At 42.1% G+C, this 25997-nt stretch carries 23 protein-coding genes and 1 tRNA gene; 5 read left to right on the top strand and 19 right to left on the bottom strand.

Annotated elements, in window-relative coordinates:
* The first annotated feature begins 37 nt into the window (after positions 1-37).
* The gene (locus BDI_RS17565; RefSeq protein ID WP_011967358.1) at positions 38-1372 is read left to right on the top strand and encodes a fimbrial protein; all 1335 of its coding nucleotides are present in this window, start codon (positions 38-40) and stop codon (positions 1370-1372) included.
* 312 nt (positions 1373-1684) lie between these two features.
* Here BDI_RS17565 and tnpC read toward each other — a convergent pair whose 3' ends face one another.
* The 18 genes from tnpC to BDI_RS17475 all read right to left on the bottom strand — a co-directional run bounded on the left by tnpC (position 1685) and on the right by BDI_RS17475 (position 19803).
* The gene (gene tnpC, locus BDI_RS17560; RefSeq protein ID WP_011967357.1) at positions 1685-3271 is read right to left on the bottom strand and encodes an IS66 family transposase; all 1587 of its coding nucleotides are present in this window, start codon (positions 3269-3271) and stop codon (positions 1685-1687) included.
* Between the two features lie 85 nt (positions 3272-3356).
* The gene (gene tnpB / locus BDI_RS20525; protein ID WP_338417110.1) at positions 3357-3512 is read right to left on the bottom strand and encodes an IS66 family insertion sequence element accessory protein TnpB; all 156 of its coding nucleotides are present in this window, start codon (positions 3510-3512) and stop codon (positions 3357-3359) included.
* Positions 3513-3932: 420 nt separating this feature from the next.
* Entirely contained in the window at positions 3933-4355 is a 423-nt protein-coding gene (locus BDI_RS17555; RefSeq protein ID WP_011967356.1) for an arsenate reductase ArsC, read from the bottom strand.
* A gap of 5 nt (positions 4356-4360) precedes the next feature.
* Positions 4361-5701 (bottom strand): permease, encoded by a 1341-nt coding sequence (locus BDI_RS17550; protein ID WP_011967355.1) that lies wholly within the window; start codon positions 5699-5701, stop codon positions 4361-4363.
* A gap of 10 nt (positions 5702-5711) precedes the next feature.
* The gene (locus tag BDI_RS21295) at positions 5712-5939 is read right to left on the bottom strand and encodes a thioredoxin family protein (protein WP_041525701.1); all 228 of its coding nucleotides are present in this window, start codon (positions 5937-5939) and stop codon (positions 5712-5714) included.
* Positions 5940-6129: 190 nt separating this feature from the next.
* The gene (locus BDI_RS17540; RefSeq protein WP_011967353.1) at positions 6130-7026 is read right to left on the bottom strand and encodes a permease; all 897 of its coding nucleotides are present in this window, start codon (positions 7024-7026) and stop codon (positions 6130-6132) included.
* 15 nt (positions 7027-7041) lie between these two features.
* Complete coding sequence (locus tag BDI_RS17535; protein ID WP_011967352.1) at positions 7042-7746, bottom strand: aromatic aminobenezylarsenical efflux permease ArsG family transporter; 705 nt, start codon at positions 7744-7746, stop codon at positions 7042-7044.
* Positions 7747-7752: 6 nt separating this feature from the next.
* On the bottom strand, positions 7753-8202 hold the full coding sequence (locus BDI_RS17530) for a nitrophenyl compound nitroreductase subunit ArsF family protein (protein ID WP_011967351.1): 450 nt from the start codon (positions 8200-8202) through the stop codon (positions 7753-7755).
* A gap of 77 nt (positions 8203-8279) precedes the next feature.
* Positions 8280-8606 carry an ArsR/SmtB family transcription factor gene (locus BDI_RS17525; RefSeq protein WP_041525699.1) on the bottom strand — a complete coding sequence of 109 codons (327 nt, stop codon included), beginning with the start codon at positions 8604-8606 and terminating at the stop codon, positions 8280-8282.
* A gap of 267 nt (positions 8607-8873) precedes the next feature.
* Entirely contained in the window at positions 8874-9815 is a 942-nt protein-coding gene (locus tag BDI_RS17520) for a relaxase/mobilization nuclease domain-containing protein (protein WP_011967349.1), read from the bottom strand.
* The gene (locus BDI_RS17515; RefSeq protein ID WP_011967348.1) at positions 9812-10168 is read right to left on the bottom strand and encodes a MobC family plasmid mobilization relaxosome protein; all 357 of its coding nucleotides are present in this window, start codon (positions 10166-10168) and stop codon (positions 9812-9814) included. The genes BDI_RS17520 and BDI_RS17515 overlap by 4 nt, the downstream gene beginning before the upstream one ends.
* A 176-nt stretch (positions 10169-10344) precedes the next feature.
* The gene (locus tag BDI_RS17510) at positions 10345-11283 is read right to left on the bottom strand and encodes a toprim domain-containing protein (protein WP_011967347.1); all 939 of its coding nucleotides are present in this window, start codon (positions 11281-11283) and stop codon (positions 10345-10347) included.
* Between the two features lie 258 nt (positions 11284-11541).
* Positions 11542-12747 carry a primase-helicase family protein gene (locus tag BDI_RS17505; protein ID WP_011967346.1) on the bottom strand — a complete coding sequence of 402 codons (1206 nt, stop codon included), beginning with the start codon at positions 12745-12747 and terminating at the stop codon, positions 11542-11544.
* A 351-nt stretch (positions 12748-13098) separates the two neighbouring features.
* Positions 13099-13482: a hypothetical protein gene (locus tag BDI_RS17500; protein ID WP_011967345.1), complete on the bottom strand. Its 384-nt coding sequence runs from the start codon at positions 13480-13482 to the stop codon at positions 13099-13101.
* Between the two features lie 10 nt (positions 13483-13492).
* Positions 13493-14704, bottom strand: coding sequence for a site-specific integrase (locus BDI_RS17495; protein ID WP_041525618.1), 1212 nt, complete (start codon positions 14702-14704; stop codon positions 13493-13495).
* A gap of 393 nt (positions 14705-15097) precedes the next feature.
* The gene (locus tag BDI_RS17485) at positions 15098-15529 is read right to left on the bottom strand and encodes a hypothetical protein (protein WP_041525617.1); all 432 of its coding nucleotides are present in this window, start codon (positions 15527-15529) and stop codon (positions 15098-15100) included.
* A 638-nt stretch (positions 15530-16167) separates the two neighbouring features.
* Positions 16168-17559 carry a fimbrial protein gene (locus BDI_RS17480; protein WP_011967342.1) on the bottom strand — a complete coding sequence of 464 codons (1392 nt, stop codon included), beginning with the start codon at positions 17557-17559 and terminating at the stop codon, positions 16168-16170.
* A gap of 342 nt (positions 17560-17901) precedes the next feature.
* The gene (locus tag BDI_RS17475) at positions 17902-19803 is read right to left on the bottom strand and encodes a hybrid sensor histidine kinase/response regulator transcription factor (protein WP_011967341.1); all 1902 of its coding nucleotides are present in this window, start codon (positions 19801-19803) and stop codon (positions 17902-17904) included.
* Between the two features lie 562 nt (positions 19804-20365).
* Between BDI_RS17475 and BDI_RS17470 the strand changes: the two genes are divergently transcribed.
* Complete coding sequence (locus tag BDI_RS17470) at positions 20366-21298, top strand: FimB/Mfa2 family fimbrial subunit (protein ID WP_005859470.1); 933 nt, start codon at positions 20366-20368, stop codon at positions 21296-21298.
* 714 nt (positions 21299-22012) lie between these two features.
* Here the strand turns inward: BDI_RS17470 and BDI_RS17465 are convergent.
* A tRNA-Met gene (locus BDI_RS17465) sits at positions 22013-22086 on the bottom strand.
* Positions 22087-22289: 203 nt separating this feature from the next.
* Here BDI_RS17465 and BDI_RS17460 point away from each other — a divergent pair.
* The 3 genes from BDI_RS17460 (at position 22290) to BDI_RS17450 (ending at position 25943) form a co-directional block, all read left to right on the top strand.
* Positions 22290-22673, top strand: coding sequence for an START-like domain-containing protein (locus BDI_RS17460; protein ID WP_005859472.1), 384 nt, complete (start codon positions 22290-22292; stop codon positions 22671-22673).
* Between the two features lie 102 nt (positions 22674-22775).
* Positions 22776-24701 (top strand): LptF/LptG family permease, encoded by a 1926-nt coding sequence (locus tag BDI_RS17455; protein ID WP_049762373.1) that lies wholly within the window; start codon positions 22776-22778, stop codon positions 24699-24701.
* Positions 24702-24725: 24 nt separating this feature from the next.
* Positions 24726-25943 carry a bifunctional 3,4-dihydroxy-2-butanone-4-phosphate synthase/GTP cyclohydrolase II gene (locus BDI_RS17450; RefSeq protein WP_005859476.1) on the top strand — a complete coding sequence of 406 codons (1218 nt, stop codon included), beginning with the start codon at positions 24726-24728 and terminating at the stop codon, positions 25941-25943.
* Positions 25944-25997 lie beyond the last annotated feature (54 nt).

Raw genomic sequence — 25997 nt, 5'->3', positions numbered from 1 at the left:
TTCCCCAATAGAACTTAGAAACTTATTATTCGGGACAATGATCGCTTGCGTGTTCGCGGCGTGTTCAAACGAGGATGATCCTATCGTAGGACCGGATCAACCGCAAACAGGGGAAAATAACGCAACACTGACTATTTCTGTGAAAAATGTGGCTAGAAGTTTGACTAAAGCTGCAGCGGAGGGGACACAGACTGAAAATGAAGCTAAAATTACAAACTTAACAGTTGCTCTTTATGATGCTGAAACTAGAGCGCTTGTCGCTTCAACCTCTGATATTGCCAATGAGGATGCTGCTGCGGATAATGATGAGGTTCAATTTGCCGGACTGACAGAAGGTGCGCAATTACGTGCTATCGCATTTGCTAATATGCCTGAAATCTCACTGGCTGGTACAACAATTGACAACTTTGTATCTCCTGTATATACGATGCCAGCTGCCGGATTCGCAGAAAACTATTTACCAATGAGTAGTGGTTTGTCTGATCCATTCACTTTACAAGCAGGTAAAAACTATTATGGATATACTAAAACAGCGGGAGAAGGTGAACATATTCTTGTAGCAGATCCCTTGTACTTGATAAGAAATGTAGCGCGCATTGATTTTACGGGACTTAGCTTAGACATGACTAGAGCTGCAAAAGATGTATACGTTGAAGGAATTGCGACGATTGTACCAGAATGTGTATTCATCATGCATGGGCGGACGAAGTCCAATGCAGCAGATATGGGTAATGGCAATAGCTGGTGGAATGTCGTTAGCAATACCGTATGGGGTAATGTGTCCGCAACTTATGCTGCTAATGCTACAGATTATGCTTCAGGTTATAGAGGAGATTTCGTGAATGATGACGCTATGTTTACGAATATGAGAGGTTCTATTATTGAAGGATACAAGGCCAGTTTACCAGCCACCGCATTGGTACAGAATATCGCAACTGAAGATGGTGTGTCTGCGACTATCACAATCGCCCCTAAATTCTATGTGTTCGAAAATCCCCAAGTTAAGGCTGCTCGTGAAATGAATGGTGCTGAAAATTTCAAACCAGAGGATCTTGCAACTGAAATTGTAGTTAAAGGTACTTATAAGCTCGAAAATGCTAAAAAGAGCGGAAGTGATGCAGTATACAACTATGCGGAGAAAACAGCATATTGGCCTATTAAAATTGCTGCGACGAATGAAATGGCAGCAGCTACGGCTGAGTATTTAAAGGATGGAAAGATCCATCGTAATATAATTTACAGTATTGACGCAACTTTAGCCGGTAGAGGATATGATGATCCTACTGTTCCTCCAACAGACTTTGTTGAGTTGTTTGTTAAGACAAAGGTTCTTGATTGGGGTAGCGCAAATCAATCTTCAGTTGTCGAATAATATCTATTCTTTGAATAACGTCCAAAAGGCATTCCTTTTATCGGGAGTGCCTTTTTTGCATGTATAATTCTGGTTATAAATTGATCCGGAGACTACAAAATTTACTATCTTTTCCTTATGATGGCGATCCCATATGTCTTGAACCTAAGAGCCGGAATATTATTTCATGAGAATATCTACAATATCTACAATTCAACCTCATACTTATTGTAAATAAATATGTTATATAGTGGTTGCAGATGGAATAACATCTACAATTTTCATTCTGCATCTACCATGTTTTAATGGGAAACGGTAAGCGTCTCCGCGTTGCTATCTTTTTTTCCATTTGTCGGGCAGTAATTCTCTCAACACATTTTTATCGGTATTCGGATTCAGTGAGACAGCCTTGTTGAGTAATTCTTTAAAGTATTCAAAAGTATTGATATTGTTCATCCTGCATGAGCATGCCAGTGAATATATCAGTGCGGCTCTCTTTACGCCCTGATGACTTCCACAGAAGAGTGAGTTTCTTCTACTCAAACTGATGTACCGGTTTATTCTCTCAATCGCATTGTTGTCCAGCTCGTATTCCGGCGCAAGTATATAATTCGACAACGCGGGATATTCCTTGAGGGCATAATTCACCGCTTTCCCCAAAGAGCTTTTAGGCAAGGTCGACTTCTCCGCTTGTATGGCCAGCAGTTTCCGCTTTAATTCATTTAATATAGGAGAGGCGTGCTTCTTTTTGTATTTCATTATCTGCCGCGGTGAGTATCCCGCGGGCATCTCGTGTTCCTTTTGATAGAGCTTATTGATGATTTCTATGACTTCTCGGGCATCCTTGTTTTCTTTAATGTCAAGGAACTTTCGTTTACAATGCTGAAAGCATGCCAGACGCACGGCGTGTGGATATTCGTCCGTCTCCAGTATTTTATAATCTCCCAGACCATCCGTTTGAATGGCTCCCCGATAATCCGGTTTTATATATTGGGTTAAGACCTTTCTGGCACGGGAACCATTCTCATTGAAGAAGTGGACCAGCCTCAGATGACTGGCCAGGGCCGCCCAGATATAGACCTTGCGAGAGGCTTTCCCCGTAGAGGACTTGCTTCCCTTTTCCAATACCGTGTAATAGCTCTCGTCCATATGCAGATATTCATCCTGACGGACCGCCTCCCCCAGGGCCTGCTCCAGAGAGTCGAACAACCACGCTGTTTTTTTTATCAGTCCGTGCGCGGTGGATTTGTTTATATCAAAACCGCTTTCACCGAAAAACTTGATAATCCTTTCCACCGGCATGGAGTAGATATAACGCAGTTGTAGTATGCCGGCAATAAAGGAGGCGTCATAAGAGGAATTGAGCAGGGGCGTGGCAGGAAGATTGCCATATATGATATTTCCCCGGTATCGATAATAATGCAGGTGATGGATATGTTTGATAAAACGGGGAGGAACGAGCTCATAGCGGATGGAGTCTACGGTTTTCAGGAACTTGCCAAGCTCAGGCTGGAAACCGGACCGTGAAGGATAAATGTCGTGTTCCCGCACCTCCAAGTCAAAATGCTCCTTGCGCTTGGCGTTATTGTTACCACGCTCCTTGGCGGAGGGGGCTACTTTTTTTGGGGGTGTCTCATCTGATGGCGAACAGGGAGGTGGAGCTGTAACAATCTTTTCTGATTTATTGCTTATTAATTTTCCTAACGCACGTTTAGTAACCAATGCCTGTTCCAGGGAAGCGTCCCTGGATAGTAAAGCCTGTTCGAGTGAATGAACGGACGCGGTCAATGTCTCGATCTGAGAAGCCATCCGGCTGATCAGTTCTGCCTGTCTTGCGTTTTGTTCGATGAGTTGCGCGTTCTGAGTTTTAGAAAAGCGCAACTGTTCTTCCAACATGGTTATTATCCGCCCGTAATTCATGGGGTAAAGGTATGAATAATAACGCGTTTATCCAAAAAATATAGCGATTAAATATCTGTACGTCAATAGCGTACAATTACAATCGCTATATTTTAAAGCGTTTCCTTAACCGTCTGCTACGCAATGGGATACCCCTGATTATCATGAAGAAAGTTTCCCATTGAAGCTTACATAGCCCTTCGTCCGGCTTAAAACGGGGCAGTTCAAAAGTGCCGCTTTCCAATCGTTTCTGGTATAAGATAAATCCATCGGTATCCCAATGAAGTATTTTTACCAGGTCCCTTTTTTATTAAAAATCCTATTCAAGAATAGTATTTAATTAAGAATAAGCCACTTATGATATGTTTTACAAATATGAGGTAATGACTTGGCAATGGTCATAACTTCTGCGATATGCAGTGCTTTTCTGTCAAATAACTCTGTATGTGTGCAAAGATACTATTTTCTGTTGAACATATGGTCTGTTATCAAGTAAAATTTGGAGGTTTTGCACTCGTTAAGTGATGTGCGTGATTCTGATGAAAGAAAAACAGAATGTCCGAGTAATAAAAACATCGGCAGACCTACAAAGAGGTTGCCGATGTTGCTAATGGAGCGTGTGATTGGTAGATTGAGTAGAACAAGAAAATGTATGCTGAGGTAACTTCTTCTTTATTGGTCATCAGCAATGACCCTTAATGTGAAGATAAAAATCATAGAATTTCATCTTGATATTATCTCGTACTCTACGGAACTCGTTTTTAATAAAATCGGGTGTTCCTGTTACATCGGAAGGGTCGTCAAAGCCGATGTGCAAGCGATGTTTGACATGTCCTGCAAATACCGGGCAGGTTTCATTGGCATTTCCGCATACCGTTATTACATAATCCCATTCTTGGGTAAGGTATTGCCTTACATCTGTGGGAGTATGTTCGGATATGTCTATGCCTATTTCACGCATTACCGCTATGGCATTAGGGTTTACTTGTTCAACAGGATGTGTGCCTGCCGAACAGACCTCAATCGTATCATCCAATGATTGCAAAATGCCATGAGCCATCTGACTGCGGCAACTATTTCCTGTACAAAGTATCAATACTCTCATAATTTCTAAAATAGATTTCCATATATAAAGCCTGAAACCGTTGCCATTACGATTACAAGAGTAACATATACAATGGTCTTCTTTGTACCCATTACACCACGGATGACCAACATATTCGGAAGAGACAATGACGGACCAGCCAACAGCAATGCCAGTGCCGGACCTTTACCCATGCCGGAAGCTAACAGACCTTGAATGATTGGAACTTCGGTCAATGTGGCGAAATACATAAATGCACCTGTAAACGATGCAAAGAAGTTAGACAAAAGCGAATTACCCCCGACTGCCCATTCTATCCAACTGTTCGGAATGACACCTGCAATGGCTGTATTGTCGTGCGTTGAGCCAAGCAGGAAACCTGCTGTCACTACACCTATAGCCAGCAACGGCAATATCTGTTTGGCGAAGCCCCACGAGGATATTGCCCATTCCCTGTTTTCTTCATCCTGTTTGTCAAAGAGCAGGATGACGGCGAGAGCGGTAATCGCAACAATCATCGGCACAAGTGGAATCAGTTTTGTATCATCAATAAACAGATTGGCAAGGATGACGGAAACGGCAGTAGCCATCGCGCCAAGTACCACCCCAAGCACTCGCAGTTTCAGTATTCGGACAAGCGACCAGCAAAGCAACAGCGACAATGCACCGACAATATACCACTTGTAAGTGAATATATAATACCAGAGTCCAGTATCTGACGAAGCAGGTGCGCCCCAGTTTGCAAATACAAGGATAAGAACCAGCGTAAAGAAATGGAACGAAGTCTGCCACATCGGACGTTTTTCTGGGGGCGGAACGATATTCATCTGTTCCTCTTTCTTGGCTTTCTCTTCCTTGCGGAAAATGAATGACATTGCCAATCCGATGATAACGGAGAATAGTACAGCACCGATTATTCGTGCCACCCCCATTTCAAAGCCCAAAATACGAGCCGTCAGTATAATCGACAGAATGCTTATTGCCGGACCGGAATACAGGAATGCCACTGCCGGACCCAATCCTGCACCACGTTTGTAGATGCTTGTGAACAATGGCAGTATAGTACACGAACATACTGCAAGGATTCCACCAGAAATGGCTGCTACCGTATAGGAGAGCCATTTCTTGGCATTAGCCCCGAAGTATTTGAGTACCGAACCCTGACTTACGAATACGGCAATTACTCCGGCAATGAAGAAGGCTGGCAGCAAGCACAAAACCACGTGCTCCCTTGCATACCACTTCGCAAGGTCAAGCGTTGCAGTGACGGCTGTCATGAACCGTTCGCTGTCAAGTGGCAGAAAGAATACTGCCACAAAAACAGCGACAATCCATAACAGAATTTTCAACTCCTTTTTTAACTCCATACAAGACAGATTAAATTCCCAACAGTTGTTTTACTTCACTTTCAGACGGAACATGTCCCTTTATTTTGACAGTACCGTCCACTACAACCGCAGGAGTTGCCATAATGTTGTAGCTCATTATTTCGGCAATGTCCTCTATTTTCGTAAGCTTCACATCAAGTTTGTTTTCGCTGACCACTCTCTCAATAACTTGATAGGTTGATTTGCATTTGGCGCACCCCGGTCCCAATATCTTGATTTCCGTTACCCCTGAATTATTTGCAGATGACTTATCTCCGCAGCAACAAGACGTTTCTGGTTTTTCGGGCTCTTCTATTATCAGATTACTGCCACATGAACACGAGCAAGGCTTCGGAGAGAATAATGAAGCCCAGAATCCTTTTTTGTTTTCTTTTTTTGTTTCCATATTCTTTTGATATTTAATTGTCTTACAATAATATGTTAAATAAATAACCTGTAATTACAGCCGTAAGGAATATTACAACGACAATCGTTGCGACCAATTTCTTACGGAAAATGCTTGCAAGCATTGTCATTTCCGGAATTGCCATACCTGCACCGCCAATAACCAACGCTATCACAGTGCCGATGCTCATACCCTTAGCCATCAGTGCGACCCCGATAGGGATTGCCGTTTCAGCACGGATATACAACGGTATGCCCAATACGGCTGCGATAGGAATGGCAAACAGATTGTCTGGTCCGGCTATCTTCAGCACAAAATCTTGTGGCATATAGCCGTATATCCCTGCTCCGAGTGCGACTCCAATTAACAAGTAACCTAAAATAGGGCGCAGACTGTCCCAAGCCGAAACGAATGCTTCTCTCAGTTTACGCTTTATAGTCCATTGTCTTTTGTCCTCACTGCCTACGTTATGTTCGTTACGGAGACGTACGTTTTTCACATACTTCTGCATCCCCATTTTTTCCAATACCACACCGAACAGGACCGAGGCGGCGAAAGCAATAATGAAATATGCAAGCATCGCCTTTACACCGACCATTGCCCCCAACATTCCTATTATTATAGGATTGAGCAGCGGAGAAGCTATAAGGAATGACATGGTACTTCCAAAAGGAACTCCGGCATTGAGGAAACCGACTGTCATCGGAATGGTGGAACAGGCGCAAAATGGGGTGAGTGCCCCGAATCCTGCTGCCATGACATTGCCTAAGATTCCACGTCCAGAAAGCCATTGCTTGATTTTGTCTTGCGGAATATACATCAGTATTATTTCGACAACCGCACTGATCAGCAGGAACAGTGCTATCAATTCTGCCGTGATAAACACGAAGTATTTTAATGTTTCTATCAAAGTGTTCATTGCATCCTTGGTTAATTAAAACATTACGATACAATAATATACTCCTATTCCTACGAACAGGCAACCAACAATTCCATTCAGCCATTTCTGTACGGTCTGCATCTTGCCGTAGAAACTGCCGATGTGCTGGACACTGAACGCCAATATCCAAGCGACCACCAAAACAGGCAATGCCGTAGCAATGGCAAACAATATCGGCAACAGATAACCCATCGTTGCTGTGGCAGACATCGGTATCAGCATACCGAAATAGAACACACCGCTTGTAGGGCAGAATGCCATAGCGAACAGCATTCCAAGAGCCAATGCTCCCCAACCACCCTTTCGTGCCAGGCTTTCACCATTACCTTTGAATCCGAAAGAGGGCAATTTGAGTTTGTTACCGAATAGAATGAACATCCCGGTCAGAAGTAATGCCGGACCGAGAATCAATTCTCCATATTTGCCTATGAATTTCTGGATACCGAACAGACTTGCCCCTTCTTTCAGTATAAGAATCAAGATGACACCTAATACGGTATAGGCGATGACACGACCCAAGGTGTATAAAAGACCGTTACGAAAGATGCGTTGCCTGTTCTTGATGTCTTTGCTTATAAAACCGATTGCCGCTATATTTGTAGCCAACGGACAAGGCGATACCGCTGTAAGTAATCCTAACAGGAATGCCGTCAGTGTCGGTGTTGTGCTGCTATCCAATAAAGTCTGTAGCCAGTCCATATATGATTATTTCAAGGCGGTTCGGATTTTACTATTTATCTCGCTTTTGAATGCATCTGGGTTCTTACGAGCATTGGCAAAGGCATATTCGGTAAGGTTCTCATAGGTTTCTTTCCCGTCTATCCACTTGCTGATGAACAAGGAAGACCATGTAACCTCGTATTTCTCGGCAATCTTTTCATTCTCCGGTTTGGAAATGTCAATTGCCTTGAAAACCACAGTACCGTTCTTAATTTCTTCTGCGAATTGTGCTTCAATGACTTCTTTGGCGTTTTTCTCTATCGCCATACAGGTGGCACATCTCTGTTTACCGTGAAAATACAGAATTTCCACACGGTTGTTCACTTCTTGTGATTGTGTCTGTTCCACTTTCACAGTGTCGTTCTTTTTTGCATCGTTGTTTCCGCAAGCGGTCAGTCCGAAGCAAACGACAAAAGCCAAAATCAGTTTGTTCATACTTCTTCTTTTATTTGATTAAACTTATGTTTGTATTTCGTAAAACAACGAACATTTGGGATAAAAAAGAATTGCGATTACTTGCAACATCTTTCTTTTTCGCACAGGCATTGCCCAAAAAATTCGGTGAAGAGCATAGAGGCAATCTTCCAATTTTCACGGTTGATGCAGTATTTTACTTTGGGAGTTTCTATTTCTCCCTGTATCAATCCTGCATCTTTCAGCTCTTTCAGATGCTGAGAAACAGTTGCTTTAGAAATCGGCAGTACCTCATGTATATCTCCGAAAAAACACGTATTTTGCTTTATCAGAAATTCAAGAATTGCCATTCTCGCTGGATGTCCCATTGCTTTGGCGAACCGGGCAAGTTGCTCTTGAGTTGTAGTATATTCTTTATTATCCATTTTCACGGTGTTGTTTGTTGTTCGCAAAATTACGAACATATTTCGGAATGCGCAAGTGTTTCCAATTATTTTTATTTGTGCAGTATCATTTTAACTTATCTTTAGTCGAAAAGAGATAAGAGCGAATACAATCCAATAATTCACCCTTATCTCTTTGTTTTGTTTTTATCCCGTTCGGATGGATTTCATCTTTCGCACATAATCCCGAACGTCCGATTATAATATAGTCGCCGATGAAATTTTCCACCGGACTATGTTCTATGGTTGTTACAATCTCATTCCTCGTTTGCGTTTCTTCTTTCTACGAAGTATCTCTGCCATTTCCTGATTGGCTTCTACATCAGCAGCGTTGCAAGAAGAATCACTACCGTTCAGCAATCCCAATGAACCGTTGAAGAACTCACTTTGTGCTATGCTGGATGGTGTACTTGGTGTAGCAACTTCATATTCGTTGGTCATCATTCCTTTCCGTTCCCTGCATCTGTTACTCTGCAAAGCTGCGTCAATCTTGGAATAGCTGAAACGCCTATCCACCTTGGACCCGTTGAAGTGGTAGCCGTTCTTGGTGAACACTACGCCTTGTATCTCGTCCGTCTGTCCTCTGTGGCTGAAATGCACTTCCACTCCTTGCCGTTTTAGATTTGCGACAAGCACGCCCCAGTTTCCACATATGCCGACTTCCGTTTTAAGGATGTCGTAAAGCTCGTACTTTGTCTTATCCGGCTCTTTCAATCGGTTGCGTTTGACATTCTCCTTCCCGTTTGCCATGTGCAAGCCATATATCAAGGTTAGTTCCTTGCAGATACGGGTACTGCGCAGACGCTCGTGCCTGTCGGATATGGTATTGCCGTTGTTGTCTATGCGGTTGAAGGCGATATGCACGTGCGGATGCTCCTTGTCGAAATGACGGGCGATGAAGAACTGCGTGTCCTTGATTCCCATCCGTTCCATATATTCAAGTGCGATACCTCCCATGACACAGTTCGTCAGACGTGGCTCATCCTCTTTGGAAAAACTCAATGCGATATGCCCGACAGGTTTCGCCACATTGCCGTTCATCAGCGACTGGGCATTGAAACTCATGGCAATGGTTTCCTTGTTCTCCATAAACAAGCCATCATATGCGACAACTTGGGCATTCTTTCCTTTATCAAGGATATAATCCACCACACCCTTGAAGTCGCTTCCCTTTACGATTTTCGCCATCATATCCCTATCTTGGTTAAGAGTTCGTGAATCCTTGCCACTGCCACCTTGCAGTCCCACCGTTCATCGTGGAAGCCTCCGGCGTTAGCCTTGTGCGCAAGCTGGTTGAGATTGTTCGCCATGCCACAGAGTTGGCGGATGTATCCGGCGTGTTCCTCAGACAGTCGTTCTTTCACATGACCGTTCCGGAAACACCCCCTCATATATTCACTCGGTGATACACCAGCCTCATGCGCCCGTGTCAGCAGACGGTAGTAGTCGGCTGTCGCCATCTTCACCGCGACACGGTATTTCAGTTTCTCGGTCGCTTCCTTCTTGGGGCGACCACCCTTGTTACGTTCCTTGTTCTGTTCCATATTTCGTTTCTTCTAATTCTGTTACTGATTATACTGTATAGACCAACGGGATGCCATCTTCCGAAACTTGGGAAGTGGGTAGCAAGCGGTTTCGGTACGCCCGAAACACAAACTTGCTACCTCCCAATCCTTATGGAATGAGTTTTGAGCATCTCACGTTTTTCTTGTTCAAGGTGCTATAATCCAAGTCCTTTCTTTTTGGGTTTTACGATGGTTCGTGGAGGTGGATTAACGGTTACATTCTGCCACTTACCGCATAGGTAATCGTTCAGGTCTTTATGTCCGTTGTAGTTGTCGGAGAAGTCCCTGATACGACCGCTGAACTCTCTTGCCAATTCCAAGTAGGCATTTCTTCCAGCCTCGTCATTGTCAAGCAGGCAGTGGATGCGCTCGTACCCATGCAGCACATCCATTGCTTTGGAAACATTGGCAACCGAATTGAGAACGACATAATCCTGCCCATCAAGATTGGGCATGGTCGGGCAGTTCTTCATCCGCAACGTGAGGAAGGACAGATAGTCCATCATACCCTCGAACACGAGACACTTCTCTTGCTGTTCTCCTTGCTGGCGTATATAACTGATGTCTTTGGGTGCGATGCAACCCTTGAAAAAACGGTTACGCACTTCATATCCTCCGGCAACATTGGGAAAGCCGATGGCGAAATAGGGCTTGCCGTTATGGATGAAGTGCAGCTCCTTACATTCCAGCCTTGCCAAGTTGATGTTTATTCCCCTTTCCTGCAAATAACGGAGCAATGCAGGATGGGTAAGTTCTCCCACCTCCAAATGCTGGAAACTCGGTTCGGATGCTTGCTGGCGAAAAGAGAAAGATACGGAACGGATGTGCGGTACTCGCTCCGCTATCTTGTTGAGCAAGTAGGGCACATAGTCGGATGCGTATAGTTCCTCTGCCAAAGCGATGATGTTACCGCCTTTGCCAAGCCCGTAATCGAACCACAGGTTACGGTCGGTGTTCACTTTGAACGAGGCTTCCGTTTCCTCCCGGAATGGTGATTTGTACCAAAGGCTGTTGCCTTGCTGTTTGACGGGCGTGTAGCCCAAACTTTGCAGATAGTCTGCAATTCTGATTTGTTTTGCTTCTTGGATGTTCATGGTTTATTCTTTCTACGGATTTGATGATGAGTGTAATAATGTTGATTTGATGAATGACACATATATTATGCTGTATGTTAAGGCTTTATTTCCTCAACATCTTCTCAACAAACCACTCACAAAAAGAGAATCCAACAAAGGATGCTGTTGTTTTCTCAACATTTCTTTTCGATTGTTGAGCATTTGTTGAGAGTGTATGTTGTTTGTTTTCAGCATGGTTATATACTTATTCAACAATTCAACAAAAAAAGAATGATGTTACAGGGAGTCAAGTTGCTTCCTTGTGACTGTATAGAACCGTCCAACTCTCTTAATCGGCTCATAACGGCACTCCCGATTGTAATTAAATTGGTAGGTCGTATAGGTAAGTCCGTTGGATGCCGGAGTAAGTTTCCAACACTCTTGCAGCACTTTCCGTACTTGGTACTTCTCCACCTTTACCTGTGAGTGTACCAGCAAAAGAAGAAGGTCGTTGTAACAGAACGAGAATGTGTCCGTACCGACACTGTCCATGATGTCAAGGATAAGTTCGTGTATCTCTATCTCCAATCGGTTGCGGTTGCTGCGGATAATCTTCCGCAAGGCTTCGGTATGCAACAACGAGGGTGCAAACCACATACGGCTTTCTTTTTCGGTGGATAGCTGTCTGTGTTGCAGGAAATGGAGAAAGGCAGGTATCTCCGCTTTCAGCTTTTGCAGGAAGTCGGTATCATCGGACTGCAAGCGGTCTATCTTGCGTACCCAATAGCGTGTTTCTCCTGCATCTATGATTACGGGCAGATACTCGTTGTTGGAGCACAGCACAAACTTGGCAAAGAACGCTATCTCGTCACGGTCTTTGCCTTTGGCTTCCACTTTATAGGATAGAGTTGTACTGAGGTTCTTCAACCGCTCGCTGTCCTCCCTGCGGTTGAGCAGCACTTCATCCACCACGATAAGGAGTTTTCCTGCCCAATCGGAATTGAACTGGCTGCGGAAGTCCTCGTTGGTGTTGAACGTGACATTGTTCTGAAAGAGGGCTTTCAGAAAGTTCAGGAACGTGCTCTTGCCCGTATTGCGTTCTTCCGATACCAACAGCAGGATGGGCAGTTTTTGTACGGGTTGCAGGTAGAGCAGTTGCAGATAGTCCATTCCTAACTCGTATTGCTCCCCGAAAATGTGGCGAACCAATGATTGGATGCAGGGAAACTCGCCTTGCTGTGGACAATGCTCTATCGGCTCATAGAGGTTGAGAAACTTGTCCACCACGGGACGATAATCCACATGGTTTGGGACTGTACAGAAACCGTCATACTTCGGCACGGTGGCGAGATAGTCCTTGCCATAGTCCTGCCGTAGTGTCTCGTTGTTCCACACAATGCGTTTCCTCACATAGCCACCGTTCAGACGGGGCTGGTTCACTAACTTGTAGAGGGTTGTACCCACTCGGATAAACTCCTCCTTTTCGTTCTTTGTTTTTGTCATTTACATTTCGCTTAAATCGTTAATAGTTAATCAAGTGCAAAGCTACGGCAAGTCACGCGAAAGCCTGATAAGCAAATCACAGCAGAACGGCGCAAAATTTACACGGAATGAAAAACTTGCTGCGAATTGCACAGGAAGCAGGTAAAGAGCATATAAAGCAAACCCGAAAAAGCATCCGTTACAGGTCTGCTTCTTCGGGCTTTTGTTGGTAATACGTATTATTGGTAAAACAGCAATACGTTAGTTCAACTGAATACTAATACGTTTTACCAACTGAGTGTTTTATCAGCAATCAATTGACAGATAAAGATTTGTCGGTTTCATGATTTCATGTCGTCACATTATTGGATTTTATGCCTGATAATTAGAAGCCTTTGTCCCGTTACTGCCCAGCGAAAAGAAGAAGGTTGTTTTCTCTTTTCGCAAGTACATCCTTTTAAGAATGGCATTGCGCATTTGTTCCGCACCGAAACTATTGATACGGAAAGCAAGCGCAACTATCATCGTGAGACTGAATACATTTGCATGATAGCCGTTTTCCAATCTGATATACTTCTGAACCTCGTATTCTTTCAATGCTCCACTTTTATATATGGCTCTGATGGAAGCTCGGAATGTGGGGGCAATTACTCCGAATAAATCGCCAAGTTCCTGTTCGCTCATCCAAATGTCTGTGACATTGTCCGGCATTATGATATTGCCGGATTCACTCATTGTTATAATACTTCTTTTCATAAGCCATTCTTTATATGGTGAAATGTCCGCTAACCTTATCTTCAAAAGCAGAAATGTCGTTTTCAAGTTTCGTGTTGGTCACTTTTGCATAAATCTGCGTAGTAGTGATATTTGTATGTCCGAGTATTTTGCTGACACTTTCTATTGGCATACCATAATTAAGGGCTAAAACAGCGAAGGAATGCCGGCTCAGGTGAAATGAAATGTTCTTTTCTATTCCACACATTTTTGCCACAGTCTTGATGCGCCTATTTACCATGTCGTAAGAATTTATGTTGAACAAATTCTTACCATTTCTGAATGGCTTATTTCGCTCAATTATTTGAGCGGGAATGTCCATCAGCTTGATTTGAAACGGCACACCTGTTTTCTGCCTTTTGGATACAATCCAACGTGAGCCATTCAGTTCCACGATATTGTCTGTGGTGAGATTTTTGATGTCCACGAATGATATACCCGTCCAGCATCCGAAAATAAAAATGTCCCTTGCAATAGCGAAATTGGCATTTTCCAATTCGATTGTACTCATGGCTTTGATTTCGTTCTCTGTCAAGAAGCCACGTTCCTTATGGTCAGGATTCACATGATATTGTGCAAATGGATTTCTCGGTATCTTCCCGTGGTAATGAGCGGAAGTTACGATATGCTTCAATGGTATGGAATATATCCATACGGAAGATTGGGCAAGTCCGACCTCGTTACGTAGATACAGACAATAATCATGGATAAACTCTTCCGTCAGTTCATTCATCCCCATATCCGAACGCTTATAATGGTTTTTCATAAATTCGGCGACATATTTCCTTACGGTAAGATATTTACGGTATGTACGCTCCGAACGGTCTTTCCCAACACGTTTGGCAAAATCCGCATTCATCTTATCAAAGGCACGTAACACCGTTTCATACTCTGTGCCGATACCTTGATAGGCATTGCGTACCATTTCGGCAGTTACAAATGCCTCCCGGTCAGAAAGCCGCTGGTAATGCTTTGCTATCTGCGCCTTGATATTATCAAGCGCATGATTAACATCCATAGACTTACGGCTCTTACCTTTAGCCCGATTAGCTTTGGCATCCCATAACTCCTTGGATATACTCTGTTTACAACTGAACTGAGCAATCGTCCCATTGATGGTAACCCGTCCCATGATAGGGACAATTCCACTCTTCTCTTTGCTTCCATTTACATAGAAGACAGTCTTAAATGTACTTCTCATAATCCTTGCTTTTTGTTTGGTGCAAAATTAAATCATGAGAGTCATAAGGGCAGAACGCAAACCTACGCAGAACGCAGAAAAATAGGAAGTTAGTGTTAAAAGTGCATTTGATACGAGGTAATGGTTTGGAAGCATAACAACTTCTATATTCTGCTCAGACCATGTCTTCACTACTTATGCCACTTGAAGCCACTTTATGCCAAACACCACTGATGGTCAGTACATTCTCTATGTTTTGCTCATATTTTCATTTTTAAGTGACATTTTTTAAGGAAAAACAGATATACATCCCCGTTCAGGGAATCGGCTCCCATCTGGGAACGAATAAGCTCATAAAGGCATTCAATCCCCTTGCCCGCTGTGATATAACGGGGATAGAGATAGTAAACGAGGGATTCATTTAGGCTGAACATGGTTACGGTCATTTAGTTTGTTGTAGGAATCGATGAGTTTAGTAAGCTCGGAAGCGGTAGTCTGACGGATGTTAATCACAATACCGTCAGGGAATGTGATACAAATGCCTTTTATCGCTTGCGGTGAGGAAGATGTATAAGTATGGGTTTTACCTGTATGGCTGGAAACATTCTTTCTACTTCCGGCCGGGGAGGGAAGTATGAAGTCAGGGTCAGAGTTGTACTTCTCCAGTAGTACGCTATAATAAAAGGTACTGACTGTTAGACCATGACGCCACATCCACTGGCGGATATTTTTTACACGGATGTGATAGGGAGCACAAAATGCCTCGAAACTTAAATAATTGTCATAGGATTCACGCAAGTGATTTTTATAATCTTCTATTATGCGAGAAAAGAGTAAGTTGCTCTCCATTTTTTTTGAGCACAAAGGTAGGATATGGATAATTATGAAAAAAGACGGCATCGCGGAGACGCTTACGGGAAACGCAAAAAAATCACTTCCCAAGCTTGCGGACTCGTATATTTAGTATTATACGATTTTATAAGAGACAGACAAAGGGATTAAAGCCAATAAGAGTTTCAATAGGTGAAGTTAGTGGTTTCATACTGAAGAAACTTTTATTTCATACTAAAGAAACAAAAGTTTCTCTATAGCAAAACTTTTGTTTTTTCTATGCAAAAAACTATTATTTATTGAAATGCAGAATGTTATACATTATTTATCGTTAGTAGTAATTGTTCGTGCTAATCTTTCCGGTAACCTAATGATGGTAGATCGAAGTTTGTAGTGGTAGATGTTCACTATCTACCACCACAAGATAAATTATTTACAATCAAAAGATTACATAAATAATGGTAGATATGGTAGATGATTTGGATTATTTACACATAGAATGGCATCTGGGGCGTGTCCGGAGAGAACAACTTCTTAAACATAAATCTTTTGACTTTCTAACTTTGCCAACGGGCATTGACATATTATATTTATAACAAAAAAGGCATTCCCTGTTGATAGAGAATGCCTTTTGATTATTATTCAAAGAATAAGTATTATTCGATAACAGGAGCTTGAGTGGCTGTACCCCAGTTCATAACCATTGTCTTTACAAACAAGTCAGCTGTAGGATCCCCCTTAGGAAGAGTAGGATCTGCATAACCATTACCTGCGATAGTAGCGGAAATGTTATAAACCACGTTTCTATGTACCTGACCATAATATGTGTCTTCACTATCTAATCCATCGATACCAATCTTTATCGGCCAATAGCGCAATACAGGAGTACTCTCTTCGCCGAATGTCCAAGATGTGTTATCGTTCATTATAGCTTTTATATAAACTTCACCACTGATTACCAATTCGGATGCCAAAGTTGTTTTATCCAAGACGAAAGCCTGGCCTTCTTCTTCCGGATCTTCTTGTTCTCTGGCCGCTTTTGTCTGATCATTAGGCAACACATAAAAATATAAAGAATTAGCAAGAGTAATTGCTTTACTTCCGGTAATAGCAGTACCATCCCAATTCTGAGTATATGTTGTTTCTGCTGTACTCAATGCCTTTATATAATTAGCAGCATCGACAGTTCCAGCAAAACGGCCGAATGAGTTACTAGAGTTGGTTCCGGAATAATAATCATCACTATTAGCTGTTTCATAAGTAGCGGCAATATTACCCCAAACCTTATCTGGCAGATTGAACCACGCAGTATTACTTATGCTTTGGTCTGCCACATTCGCTTTTTTACGACCATGTAATACAAAAACATCTTTAGGCACAAACTTAATTGTTCCTGATTTGTATTTTTGACTATTATTAACCTTGACTTGAGTCATATCCAAAGAAAGAGCACTCAATTCCACACGAGCCACATTTCTAATTAATCCTAAAGGTTTTCCAGATTCAATACTGTTTCCTCCTGTAGCGTTTGAGTAACCATAATAATTTTCACCTTCAGCAAGAGTGAATACTGGACTAATTCCACTACTCATAGGCAATCCATTCGCTTCTGCACCGGTTAAGACATAGTAAGCAGATGTCAAATCAAAAGAGTTAGCAGTTGCAGTAAGAGCCTCTTTGGGGACATTAGCGAAAGCCAACGCACGATAAGAAGCACCAGCCTTTAATCCCTTAAACTGAATCTCATTGTTTGAATTAGTTTGCTCTTCATCCTTATTAGCAGTAATATCACTAACTTGCAAGAATGTCCCATCCTCATTATAAAGTACCACAAACAAATTGTGAATCGCAGTTTCGCCCTCTTTAGCATTAGAATCATCAGCAGCTTTTGTCTGTGTATTCTTTGCCAAATTCTTTACCACAACTGTAAGATCCGCAATCCCTGTCTCCGGTGTCGGATCCACGCTAGGGATAGGATCATCCTCGTTTGAACACGCCGCGAACACGCAAGCGATCATTGTCCCGAATAATAAATTTCTAAGTTTCATATACATATAATTTTATGAGTTAATAAATCTTTTATATAAACCTTTCTTTCTCAATTGCTTTTTAAGTTTTCAGTCACATAACAAGAACTCTTTGTTCAAATCTTCCCCATGACCAATCTGTTGTTCGTTAATGACATTGCAAAGGTATTTGGACGATAAAAAAAAGTAAATAGGTGTTACTTTCATAAATAAGAGGTAAAACTATAAATTTTCATTCGGGATATTTTCGGGCTGATTAGCACCGTTGTAAGGCTATCAAAAAGAGGTTGAAAAATATCGTTTCAAAAAACAAATAAAAAATTTTGCCATTCCCCGACGATTATTCGGGAAATGGCAAAACGATTAATTCTTACCCGGCAGATACTGTGAAGGAGTGACGCCGTATTGTTCCGTAAAACGCTTACGGAAAGTGGCGGTATCGTTGAAGCCGACCATTTCCGAAACCTCTTGGATAGAGTATCGCTGCATACTGATCAGCTCGGCGGCTTTCTTCAAACGTACCATACGGGTAAGCTCCAATATACTACTATCCGAGTAGAGTTTTATCTTTCTATATAATGTAGGGAGACTCATGTTTAAAGAATCCGCCAAAATCTTCGCCTCAAAACTAGGGTCATCCAAATGTTTCTCGATCGTTGAGATAACCGCATCCATAAAAAGATTGGAAGGGGAATCATCTTTCTTTACCGTTTTCTCTCCCTCGGGATGCGCACCTACAGAATTCGACGTATAGAAACGTCTCATCTCATCCCTACGTTTCAATAAACTGTTTACCTTACTTCGTAACACCTCTACATCGAATGGCTTGGTTATATAATCATCGGCGCCACATTCAATGCCAGCTATAACATCCTCACTCTCTACCTTTGCGGTTAGCAAGACAACCGGCACTTGCGCTAATTCTGGGATGCCTTTGATTTCACGACAGGTAGCAAGCCCATCTTTAACGGGCATCATCACGTCACATAAAATAAAATCCGGCCGTTCAACTCGCGCGATCTCTACACCCTCCTGGCCATTATGAGCTTCCGAAACATGATACTCACTGGCAAAAACATGACGCAGGAACCAACGGATCTGATCACTGTCATCAATCACCAACATTTTCTTCCCGGTCTCTTTCTTTTTCGGAACAACTTGGATCAACTCGGCGATCTCCTCCTTCTGCATCTCATTCAGCTTTACCAGATCACCATCCGGCTCGATGAATTCCACGGCACGTTCCATATAATGGCTTCTCCCCAATGGAATCAATATCGTATATTGGGTTCCCGTCTCGTCCTCCGATGAAATTCCTTCGAAAATAGCGCCGGAAGATTCTGTCATATCCACGATCTGTTTCAAACCCAAACGGGTACTTTCGCTTTCTCCTAACCCATCATCTTGGATAGAGAAAGAACAATAAGCCTTGCCATTCGAGCGCACCACGGAAATATTGATCGAGATCTTTCCAAAGCGATAGGTATTTTTTAACGCATTAGATAAAAGTACACGCAAGGCAAACTCCATCTTCCGACGATCTATCCAGACCCAAAGAACAGAGGTTTGGGTATTAATATGAAATTCCACATTATTCATGGCTATCCAGTCCACGAATAAATCACAAATCTGCTTTGTTATACTGATCATGTCATAACGAGCTATCCGAAGATGGTTTGCCACGTCATCTCCATGACGGGTATTTCGCAATTGCTCGATAAGGTCTTGAAGAGCCAAAGTATTACGGTAAGCAGACAATAATTGAGTCGCTTCACTAGAGTCAATATCATTTTTACGTTGCAACAACTCACTCAACGAACCAAGCACAAGCGATAGTGGAGTACGCATTTCATGAATCGTTTCAACAAAAAACGAATTATGGAGCTTTTCCATTTCCTCAAGGCGCTTTTTCAAATCCTCCCGTTCTACCTCATTATCCCTATTCCAATTATCAGTCTCACGGATTTTATTGACCAACATTTGTTGGATCTCCCGATTTTTTACGCTTAACGCATCGACAGACCGAAGAAGCTCATCGTTTCTCGCCATAAGCTCACCACCTTTGGCAATATTCTCTTTCTTCAACCTATACATATAATAACTCAAAAAAGCTATTACACATATGGACACTATCAGTAAAATGATAAAAGGTAGAATTCCTTGAGAGCCCTCCATTGTATCATTGTTCGCAGCAATATAATGAGCTTCAACGAACAAGCCCCAAAATGCCATCATAAATTTCGCTTTAAAACCTTTTGATCTCATATCATTGATTATTAAGATGTTATTTATATAAAACGCCAGTAAAAAACGTTCGTTTAAATCTTGCGTTTTTATCTTCAACTTTTTTGCAGCCTTACAAAGGTCAAAAATTTTATTTAAATTTCAGTTATTCAGTTGGATAAAAATAATAAAAAAATAACATGATTATCAATGAGACTTCATAATTTATGCACATGAAAACGCAAGATTTAAACGAACGTTTTTTACTGTCGTTTTAATAGACGTTAACAACAACTGCATTCCTATCACACAACAGAGGCAAGGCTATCAATAAGGACCAGCGATGATATATTTACCACTCAAATTGACAGGAATAAACCCATTAACATTATTTAATCATCATCCGAAACATGCATCAACAGAGGAATATAGAGGTATAATGATAGTTTTACCCACTTTTTTGATAAAAATACCCATCACAAAAGATACAACCTATGATTTTTATACATACATTTGCGATGTAGTGATAAGGAAAGACCGTTGAGGGGCGGTCAAAAAAACCAAGTCACTTAGATTAAGGGTAAAGCATATAAAAAGTAGGGTCATGAAAAGGGGTAATTTTTTCGCAAATTGCGTATTTGCGGTTTCTGTTATTTTAACAGTTTTGTCATTCTCCGCTTGCACGGATGATTCAAATGACGTAGTAGCAACAACAAGTGAGGTTATTGAACAAGCCGAAGTACCATTCTCCGTGGTATTAAAAGCAATGAATTCAGATGGTAACGACATTACGACCAAGGGAGAGGTGAATGGAGCTACATTATTTGTCTTCGATCAAAACAACGATTTCTTCGAGCAGATTAATGTAAACAAATCTACAATTTTATCTCGCCGGGCTATAGACATTAACTGTCCGAACAGTAATGACATAACCGTGATCGCATGGAGTGGAATCAATTCTGGAAACGAAGAGATTTCAAACATGAGCAAAGCCAATATTATATCCGATTTGCAAGTCAGCCTAAAAGAGAATAACGGCATAGCTAATATTCCGAGCGATTTGTTCTATGGACAAGTTACGCTTCATAAGAACTCTTCAACAAAATCCACCGTATCAAACGAATTACAAATCATTCGCAAAACTTCAATTTTCCAGCTTTCAACAAAAGGACTGATCAAGTATCTAGGGAGTAATGCCGGAAATTTTGAATATCGAATTAAAAATACAAAAAGCTCATTGGACTACAATGGCAACCCAACAGGAGAAGAGGTTGAATTCGCTTTCCCCGCTTCTTTTGACGAAAAAGGTAATTTGACAACAGAAACCCAAGCCATTTTTCCGGCTCAAAATATAACGGTAGAGCTTTACAAGGACGGCAATCTTATTTTTTCTAGCGAAAAAGACAAAAATGGAGAATTATTCGCTGCAACCCCCGGAAAACGCACCGAGATCACTTTCAAGTACTCCGGAGAAGTTTCGGCTAATATTACAATTGCTGACTGGGCAACCGTTATCCAACATATAACAATGAATTAAGATACCCTCAATTTTTATATGCTTTGGCGCACGTCACGAGATTAGAGAATTTCGGGCGTGCGCTGTTTTTCTCTCAAAAACCGCATTCTCCGTGATAGGAATACCCATGATATTGACACGAACACCGTCTTAACTTTATTTAAACACTAACGAAAACCCGCTTCATCACAAGGTTCACTCCACCTGTTGATAGTTTTACACACTAAGCTGATATAAATACCGATCAAATAAAGATACAACCTATGAATATTATGAATATATTCGCAACAGACATTAGGGTAAGCATATAAAAATCACAGCAGGGTCACTACATAAACAAGGGTAACTAGATTTAAATTTTATATGCTAAACGCACGCTTCAGATGATTTCCGAGGCGTGCGTTATCTATATGATAGAAATACATTCTCCTATCGAGACAAATACCATCACTCAAAACATTTAGACATACATATCTTTGTATTTATAAATCAAGCAAAGCAATTTGCGAAATTTTACCCTATGACCCTGCTTACATATATAATTACCCTTAAATTATGATGTAGGCAAACCTAATTAACATAACCGCGAGGTTACATAATTATTTTGCCTGAACAATCAAGATCGTTTACGAGAAAGATTGTTCAGGTTTTTTTATCCTCCCAAAAGACCATCTGATAGCAAAAGAAAAAAGGACATAAAAAAAGGAGATCGAAAAATCGACCTCCTTTTCTAGGTAGCGAGACCCGGGATTGAACCGGGGACCTCATGATTATGAATCATGCGCTCTAACCAGCTGAGCTATCTCGCCATCATTTTATTGTCACTGTTTCTCTTATTGACGGTGCAAAAGTAGGGGTTATTTTTGAATTACACAACATTTTCAATAAAAAAATTCGCTTAATTTTTAAGGTCTCCACCTAAACAGTTAGTTATTAGATACTTTTTTCATCATTAAAATTAGTCGTTTTCAAATCTTTTACGTATCTTGCGGCAAATATAAGGATAAGAACAATGAAGAAAGAGAAGTTTCATATCGAATACATTTTCGATAAAGTTTCACGACGAAGCCTGTGGAATCACCTAACCACCGCTTTGGGACTTTCCGCTTGGTTCGCCGACGAGGTCATTATAAATGATAATCTCTATACCTTTAAATGGAGTAAAGAGGCCCAAGAGGCAACAGTGATCGACTCCAAGCCGGAGAACTTTATCCGTTACCGCTGGGTAGACGAGGAAGATGAGAACGCTTATTTCGAATTTATAATCCATACAATCGAATTAACAGGTTCTACGGCACTTGAGATTACGGATTTCTCCGAACCCGGGGAGAAAAAAGATTCCATTAATTTATGGGACTCGCAAGTGGAAGATTTGAAGCGAACGCTTGGTATTTAGAGTAGTTTTACAGAAATCTGTGGGGTGTTATCGTTTTTTACACTACTTTTGCCACTTCAACCAGATTAGGCAATGTTGAGAATAAAACGATTATATACATTTATGCTGCAGACATTCCTGCCGTTGTTTCTTATGACATTCGGTATTTGTCTGTTTATTGTGTTGATGCAATTTCTTTGGCGATACATCGACGATATGGTGGGAAAAGGCCTTGGCATCCCTGTATTAGCGGAGATGTTTATGTATGCGGCTTTGTTCCTTGTCCCAATGGCACTTCCCTTGGCTATTCTATTAGCCTCATTAATGACTTTTGGAAATTTAGGGGAACGTCTGGAATTACTGGCCATGAAGTCTGCCGGGGTATCATTGATACATATCATGCGTCCTTTGATCGTAACGCTCCTATTCGTGAGCGTGGGAGCCTTTTTCTTCCAAAACAACGTAATGCCCGTTGTCCAAGTCAAGCTATATACATTATTATATTCCATGCGCCAGAAATCACCGGAATTGGATATTCCGGAAGGTTCATTCTACAAAGATATTCCCGGATTCAATGTATATGTGAAGAAAAAGGACCCGAAGGACGGTTTATTAAAAGACGTGATGATCTATGATTATTCGGAAGGATTCAATAACGCCCGTGTAATCGTAGCGGACTCCGGACGGCTAAAGACATCCGCCGATAAATTATTCCTTGTCCTATCTTTATTCAACGGAGAATCTTTCGAGAACGTAGGTAAAAGCCAAGCCAACACGACGCAAGCGAGAACCGCCGTCCCCTATCGACGAGAATCATTCAGCAGCAAGGATATCTTGATTGAATTCGATGCGAATTTCAACCGTACCGACGAATCTTTCATGCAGAACCAATATATGGGAAAAAACTTGAAGGATTTACAAACCTCTATCGATTCGATGGGCGTACGCTTGGATAGCATCAAGGACGTGAACGCAAAAAGCATTTACGATGCCTCATACGTAAAAACACTAAAGTCCTTACGGGCTAAAAAAGAGAGTGAAGCCGAGGGGCAACCAGACGAGCGGCAGGAAAAATTGCCGGTAATCACTCCTACCATCCAGTTAGATTTCGACAGTCTTTACCTAGCGCAAGCAGCGAGTAGCCAAGCCGCCTTATTAGGTCGGGCCAAATCCTCGATCGAGAATATCAAGACCGACTATTATTTCCGCGCGGCCACGGTTGGCGACGAGGCCTATAAGGTACGCCGCCACTTGACGGAATGGCATAAGAAATTCACGGTATCGTTCGCTTGCATCATGTTCTTCTTTATCGGAGCGCCCTTAGGAGCCATCATCCGTAAAGGAGGGTTGGGCGTGCCGGTCGTTATCTCGGTAATCTTGTTTATCTTCTATTATATTATAGATAATATGGGCTTCAAGATGGCACGCGACGGCGTTTGGGACGCATGGGAAGGTATGTGGCTTAGCTCCGTGGTCCTAACACCTATGGGTATATTCCTAACCTATAAAGCGGTAAAAGATTCTGTTATCTTGAATGCCGACACTTACGTGAATGCCTTGAAGAACTTAATAGGTAAGCGTGAAGGGCGAAAAGTGGAACGGAAAGAGGTGATCATATACACCCCCGATTATGAGGCCACCCTCCCCCAACTGGAGAAATTGGTGGAAGAAAGTACGACTTATCTGACAAACCATAAACGTTGGATCAATTATCTGACATTTTGGAAACAAGGAGGAAAAGATAACACAGCGGAACTGTTAGCTCAAGACACGGAAAATATCGTGGAGGAATTAAGTAATTCCGACCAGAATTTGCTCTTGAATAAATTGATGGACTACCCGGTCATCGGAGGTTACAATAATAAGCTAAGCAAGCATATAAACGGGAAACTTGCTTTGGCTATCGGTATTTTCTTCCCACTGGGATTGCCGATCTACCTATTGGCTACGTACCAACGTAAATTGCTACGGCATGATATCGTTATGGTACAAAAGACCAGTAAGGAGCTGATCAATATGATATATTCATTACATTTGCTAAAAAAATAACTCGGATATAAATAATCAATAAATATGAGCGAGATTCAATTAAACACCATCGAAGAAGCTATCGAGGATTTCCGTGAAGGAAAGTTCTTAATCGTTGTAGACGACGAGGACCGGGAGAATGAAGGAGACTTTATCATCGCGGCCGAGAAAGTAACCCCGGAAAAAATCAACTTCATGTTGAAAAACGGACGAGGTGTATTATGCGCCCCGATCACGGAAGAACGTTGCCAAGAGTTGGAGCTGGATATGCAAGTTGCCAATAACACCTCTTTACTAGGTACTCCTTTCACGATAACAGTAGATAAATTAGGAGGGAAATGTACGACCGGCGTTTCCATGTACGACCGTGCGGAAACGATCTTGGCGCTGGCTGATCCAAAGACCAAGCCATCCGATCTGGGACGTCCCGGACATATCAATCCGCTCCGTGCCCGCTCTCGTGGCGTACTTCGCCGTGCGGGTCATACAGAGGCTGCCGTGGATTTGGCCCGGTTAGCCGGTTTATATCCCGCCGGAGCCTTGATCGAGATCATCAACGAGGATGGAACCATGGCACGTCTGCCGCAATTAATTGAGGTAGCCAAGAAATTCGATATCAAGATTATTTGCATCAAGGACCTGATCGCTTATCGCCTCCGGACCGAATCGATCGTAGAGAACGGCGTAGAGGTAGATCTCCCTACCGAGTACGGACATTTCCGTCTCATTCCTTTCCGCCAGAAAAGCAATGGATTAGAGCATATAGCTTTGATAAAGGGTAAATTCGAAAAAGACGAGCCTATCTTAGTACGCGTGCACTCATCTTGCGCTACAGGTGATATCTTCGGTTCCATGCGTTGCGAGTGCGGAGAGCAACTGCACGAGGCTATGCGCCGCATCGACCAAGAAGGCAAAGGGGTTATCGTTTACCTGAACCAAGAAGGACGAGGCATCGGATTGATGGAGAAGATGAAAGCATACAAGCTCCAAGAGGATGGTTTGGATACGGTGGACGCGAACTTGCATTTAGGCCATCAAGCGGATGAGCGAGATTATGGTGTCGGAGCACAGATCTTACGTCATATCGGCGTAACGAAAATGCGCCTGATGAGCAATAATCCGGTAAAACGCGTAGGTCTGGAAGCATACGGACTTGAGGTAGTAGAGAACGTTCCTATCGAGGTGAAACCAAATCCATACAACGAATTCTACATGAAAACGAAGAAAGAACGTATGGGGCATGTGCTGCATAACATTAAATAGTTATCAGAACGTTGCAAGAATTCCGATTATTGATTACTTTTGTCGCATAATAAT

The organism is Parabacteroides distasonis ATCC 8503 (assembly GCF_000012845.1).
GTDB lineage: Bacteria > Bacteroidota > Bacteroidia > Bacteroidales > Tannerellaceae > Parabacteroides > Parabacteroides distasonis.
This window is presented reverse-complemented; position numbering and strand designations above follow the sequence as displayed.

Coding starts and splice junctions, on each gene's coding strand:
- BDI_RS17565 (WP_011967358.1), top strand. CDS start 38: ATGATCGCTTGCGTGTTCGCGGCGTGTTCAAACGAGGATGATCCTATC.
- tnpC (WP_011967357.1), bottom strand. CDS start 3,271: ATGAATTACGGGCGGATAATAACCATGTTGGAAGAACAGTTGCGCTTT.
- BDI_RS17555 (WP_011967356.1), bottom strand. CDS start 4,355: ATGAGAGTATTGATACTTTGTACAGGAAATAGTTGCCGCAGTCAGATG.
- BDI_RS17550 (WP_011967355.1), bottom strand. CDS start 5,701: ATGGAGTTAAAAAAGGAGTTGAAAATTCTGTTATGGATTGTCGCTGTT.
- BDI_RS17540 (WP_011967353.1), bottom strand. CDS start 7,026: ATGAACACTTTGATAGAAACATTAAAATACTTCGTGTTTATCACGGCA.
- BDI_RS17535 (WP_011967352.1), bottom strand. CDS start 7,746: ATGGACTGGCTACAGACTTTATTGGATAGCAGCACAACACCGACACTG.
- BDI_RS17530 (WP_011967351.1), bottom strand. CDS start 8,202: ATGAACAAACTGATTTTGGCTTTTGTCGTTTGCTTCGGACTGACCGCT.
- BDI_RS17525 (WP_041525699.1), bottom strand. CDS start 8,606: ATGGATAATAAAGAATATACTACAACTCAAGAGCAACTTGCCCGGTTC.
- BDI_RS17520 (WP_011967349.1), bottom strand. CDS start 9,815: ATGATGGCGAAAATCGTAAAGGGAAGCGACTTCAAGGGTGTGGTGGAT.
- BDI_RS17515 (WP_011967348.1), bottom strand. CDS start 10,168: ATGGAACAGAACAAGGAACGTAACAAGGGTGGTCGCCCCAAGAAGGAA.
- BDI_RS17510 (WP_011967347.1), bottom strand. CDS start 11,283: ATGAACATCCAAGAAGCAAAACAAATCAGAATTGCAGACTATCTGCAA.
- BDI_RS17505 (WP_011967346.1), bottom strand. CDS start 12,747: ATGACAAAAACAAAGAACGAAAAGGAGGAGTTTATCCGAGTGGGTACA.
- BDI_RS17500 (WP_011967345.1), bottom strand. CDS start 13,482: ATGAAAAGAAGTATTATAACAATGAGTGAATCCGGCAATATCATAATG.
- BDI_RS17485 (WP_041525617.1), bottom strand. CDS start 15,529: ATGGAGAGCAACTTACTCTTTTCTCGCATAATAGAAGATTATAAAAAT.
- BDI_RS17480 (WP_011967342.1), bottom strand. CDS start 17,559: ATGAAACTTAGAAATTTATTATTCGGGACAATGATCGCTTGCGTGTTC.
- BDI_RS17475 (WP_011967341.1), bottom strand. CDS start 19,803: ATGAGATCAAAAGGTTTTAAAGCGAAATTTATGATGGCATTTTGGGGC.
- BDI_RS17470 (WP_005859470.1), top strand. CDS start 20,366: ATGAAAAGGGGTAATTTTTTCGCAAATTGCGTATTTGCGGTTTCTGTT.
- BDI_RS17460 (WP_005859472.1), top strand. CDS start 22,290: ATGAAGAAAGAGAAGTTTCATATCGAATACATTTTCGATAAAGTTTCA.
- BDI_RS17455 (WP_049762373.1), top strand. CDS start 22,776: ATGCTGCAGACATTCCTGCCGTTGTTTCTTATGACATTCGGTATTTGT.
- BDI_RS17450 (WP_005859476.1), top strand. CDS start 24,726: ATGAGCGAGATTCAATTAAACACCATCGAAGAAGCTATCGAGGATTTC.